The sequence below is a fragment of the Pseudoalteromonas sp. S558 genome (assembly GCF_005886635.1).
Classification (GTDB): Bacteria; Pseudomonadota; Gammaproteobacteria; order Enterobacterales; family Alteromonadaceae; genus Pseudoalteromonas; species Pseudoalteromonas aliena.
On the sequence record NZ_PNDU01000087.1, the window covers coordinates 1 to 4,116 of the forward strand.

Below are 4,116 nucleotides of genomic sequence, written 5' to 3' on the forward strand. Positions count from 1 at the left end.
ATCCTTATCTAATTTAATTGACGCTGAATATGTTGCGCGTTTTAATTTCGTCATTTTTTCACCCAAATTTGTATGCTTATTAGCATAACATTTCTTTCTTAATGGGTGGCCAAAATCACTGTACCACTACAGGGTGTCAGTTTAGTTGATGAGGTAACCGTTGAAAGTGGTTCACTCCCTCGATTTTTAATAAATGGTACTTATTTTAAACAGTAAGTGATCAAGGGGTCCTATTAAAAATGTAGTGAAAATTATGAAGAGGGTGATGTAATGGGTAGTAGCTCAGACTTGATGTGTCATATCCTGTCTGAGCTAACTCATTGGCTTCCTAGTAAATTATCGCAAGTTCATCATTGTTCATCATATTGATTGTAGTAAGTTTTGCATACGCTTAGCATCAGGATGTTGATGCTCAACCATCACACGACATAGCGATTCAGTAAATTCATTTTTAAGAATTGATGTCGCTTTTAGGTCTGGCTTTGTCAGTGCTAATACATCATAGGGATTGGGTGCTAAATGAATATCTTTCCAAATACTTCGATAAAAATCATACTGTAAATGTTCAGGTAATTTATTAGATTCAATGAGCGCTTTCAGAAGCGTTAAATCATTTACAGACCATAAGTGAAGTAGCGTTTGTTCAAGTATTGATCTAGCTTTATATTTATACTCACTAAATTGAATATTAGTATATAGATCAACAGAGAACTTTTCCCATACCTCCTTTGGCAAATGTGTCTTTAAGTTGGCGACTTGCTCTATTATCCAAACTATTCCTACGTAGCACCCCTTAAGATCCATTAGATCTTTGATTGTATAAAACCAGGTTTCTAATTGATTCGATTGTGAACTGCTATAACCTTCAACCTCAAGTGTTCCTTTCAAAAAACCGAAATAAACAGCAGTATTGTCAGATGGAAATTTAAATACTTTACTGGCCGTTTTAATTATAGCTTGCTGGGCCTCTACGCGTTCTGGTTTTGAAAGGTGGCAGCTCAAGCGTGCTAAACTAAAATACGCTGACCAAATCCATTGAGGGAATATTTTTGATACTTCTTTAAGTAATATATTAAATAACTCTAAGGTTAAATTTTCTGGTGACTTCATTAAAAAACTTAAAATATCCTGAATCGGGTCTGCACCATATTCTGCATTAGTCCACCTTCTTCGACCCGTATTTACGGAAGGTAATAACTCAACTGCGGTCTCAAGCTCGTTTGCAACTAAATACAGCTTAATTAACGCACAGCGATCATCTAGCGTTTTTTGATATTTTTTTAGTTTTGCAGCTTTTAAAACCGCTTCGATAAGTTGTTTATCTTGCCAATGGTTAGTGGTTAATTGCAATAACAAAGCAGTTGTTGTACAAGCTTTTATTGCTGCTTTAATATCAGACACTTCACCTAAATAAGGCAACGGTTTTGCTTTAGCTTCTTTCTGAGCAATTGTAATAAAAGGGTTTTCTGCACGGTCTCCTCGCCGATAACAAGGAACCCATTCCCTTGTTGCCGTTGTCTCTCCTAGATACCCAAGAATACGGGCAGCATTGTGTAAATTATCATGTAAAACCCAGTGCGCAATAAAAAGAGTCAGCGGTTCAGACTCTTCCACATCAATAAAGAACCTTTCGGCCTTGGCAAGTAGGTCGGGAGTTAAAAAAGGCAAAAGGCTTTCTGTGTAAGTACCATATTGATCCCCTTGTGGATAGCCTCGTTTCAAATAGGGTAAAACTCTTTCAGGTTGACGTCGCGATAAACGCGAAGCACCTATCACTAATGCTTCTTCATGATGCCAATCAAGCTCTTCATAAAATCGATTCAACTGCTCGTCTGGTAGGCAAAGTTCGCAACCGAGTAAAAAGCGATTATAGGCACGAGTGTAATATTTATTTTCTTTATCTTCTTGAACCATTCTTAATGCCACTTCAGCAGACATATCTTTGCCAGCCATGATGGCATTCGCTAGTTCATCATCTGCAGAAACTTTTTTAAGGGGTTTGCTATCAATATAATTATTGATAGCTTTAAGAGGGTCATCAACACCTGACCAAACTAATCCAATCGATTCAATAATGGGTTGTAACTCTGAAATTGGTTTTTCTAAGCAATGAAACTCGGCCACTTGCAAGGCAACCATGGCTCGTTGTTCTAAGTCCTTATCGTATATGTTGTCTGCAAGTTTTTTTGCAATATCAAGCCAGCCATCGTGCCTTAATCGACTTGCCGCTCTTGCTGCGGCAACTTGCGCTGTAAACGTGCCAAAAGAACGAACATCTTTCTCTGCACGATGGCGAGAAAGTCTTAGTAATCCTTTAAAACTAACTTGTACTGCTGGATGGCTACTTTCCAAATCAATCTCAGTAAACCCTTTAATAGCGTTAGCGAATGCAGAAGCTTCCTCTCCTCCATCTTGGATCATTGGTCGATATGCCCCGACTCTTGCTAACTCCATGAGCGCTTGTTCTTTAACATCTCCCTCTGGCAATCCAGAAACAACATTGGCCCATGTTTCAGACAAGGTTTCTCGATAGTAGGAATTCACCTTATGTACTAAGGGTAATGCCTCAATATGTAAGCCAAGTCGGCATCGTTCATTGATCACATCAATCAATAAACCATCATAATTTTGATATTGATTACGGTAAATAACATCATCGTCAGGCAGTAAGGCACAAACGTCTCTAGCCCAAGTCAATTTTATCTTATGATAGATATGTGAAGTGTCAACAGAACCAATTGCAACATTTTCACGAAGAGCGACCGTAAATAAAGTCAATAGGGAGCGGTCTCCACCCAATTTTATGTGTTGTATTTCAAGAATAATAACACTAAGTAAATACTGTAACTCATTAAGGTCTTGCAAAGCAGTAATTGCGCCGTTTACATTACCTTGTTTTATGTTATCAAGTGCGAGTAAAAAAGGCTTACAGCCTTCTTCTTTTTTTGTACTTAGTAACTCTTCAGAAAATTTATACCAATTAAAGTTAATTGAATCCAAAACTCATTTCCTTATTGAAGTTTTAATATGATACTGAATATGTAATTACGTAAATAATTGTACAGCTTTTGGGTCTGTGAAGGTATGATAATTTTTGCTGTATGAGGGAAATAAGTAGCAGCGTATCCTGTTGTTTGATCCGGCGGATCAACACAAAAAAGGAGTGAGCCGCATGAATGGTCATAATATATCTGTTCTGCATAAACCCGAGTAAAAAAGACTTTTTATTACAAATTTTAAAATAATAGACCCAGCAGTTATTCATAATTTTCCTGCTGAAAACAGGGCTATTTACGCGCATCGAATTCGATATGTTTTTTGAAAATGCGACCTAGAACAACAAAAAACAAAGGCTATGGTAGTAGGGTCGTAATAATTCCCAGTTAATGAATTGGTTGAATATTAGAAAGCTGTAATAAAAATACACTATGTTACAAGGGATTTATAATGTTAAGAGAGCATTTAAAAACAAAAGATTACTATAACGATAGAATTGAATTCAGATTAAAAGCTATTGAAAAAAAGGTAAGTAAAATTGAATCGGATGGAAAATACACCAATGACGTAAAGATGAGAAATGCTTTTCGACTAGTCAGTGACTCCATGTATTTATTACATCAAAAATATTCACGTGGTGATGAATTATCATCTTTAAAACCCTATCTTATAAAAATTCTAAAGTACCGCCACTGGCAAAAAAACTATGCTGATGCCTTACCAGATAGTGAGCAGGCTGAGCGTGTAGGTTGGGAAGCAATACGTGAAGACTATTTAAAAAGCTTTCTAAAATGGCTAAGTTTTGCTTACTGCCTAGATATGGGAAAAGAGTATTATCTGAATATGTTGTCTTTAATTGCTAATCAAGGTCTTGATTCATTATTTGATAGTATTGCAGTTGAAATAGGGGATGTTGAACGCGAAGTATCCAAAAAATTACTTTTTAAAAAGCGGTTTAGCAAGCTTTATAAAGTTATTGAAAGTGAGCCAGAACAACGCCCTACATTAGTAAAGGCTTATTTAGATGCTTGGTATAAGCTAGAAGGAAGTCCTGATTACCATTTAATGGATACCGATGCCTATATAGGTTACTGGTGTTGGGAGGTTGCTTTAGTCGTT

The 4,116-nt window shown here is 36.6% G+C and carries 2 protein-coding genes; one reads left to right on the forward strand and one right to left on the reverse strand.

Translation table 11 applies throughout. From position 1 onward, the window contains the following. Nucleotides 1–360 precede the first annotated feature (360 nt). The gene (locus CWB66_RS07060; protein ID WP_138584819.1) at nucleotides 361–3,000 is read right to left on the reverse strand and encodes a hypothetical protein; all 2,640 of its coding nucleotides are present in this window, start codon (nucleotides 2,998–3,000) and stop codon (nucleotides 361–363) included. A gap of 447 nt (nucleotides 3,001–3,447) precedes the next feature. On the opposite strand from CWB66_RS07060, the gene CWB66_RS07065 reads away from it, so the two are divergent. Next, the coding region (locus CWB66_RS07065; RefSeq protein WP_138584820.1) for a PoNe immunity protein domain-containing protein at nucleotides 3,448–4,116 on the forward strand (669 nt) is incomplete at its 3' end.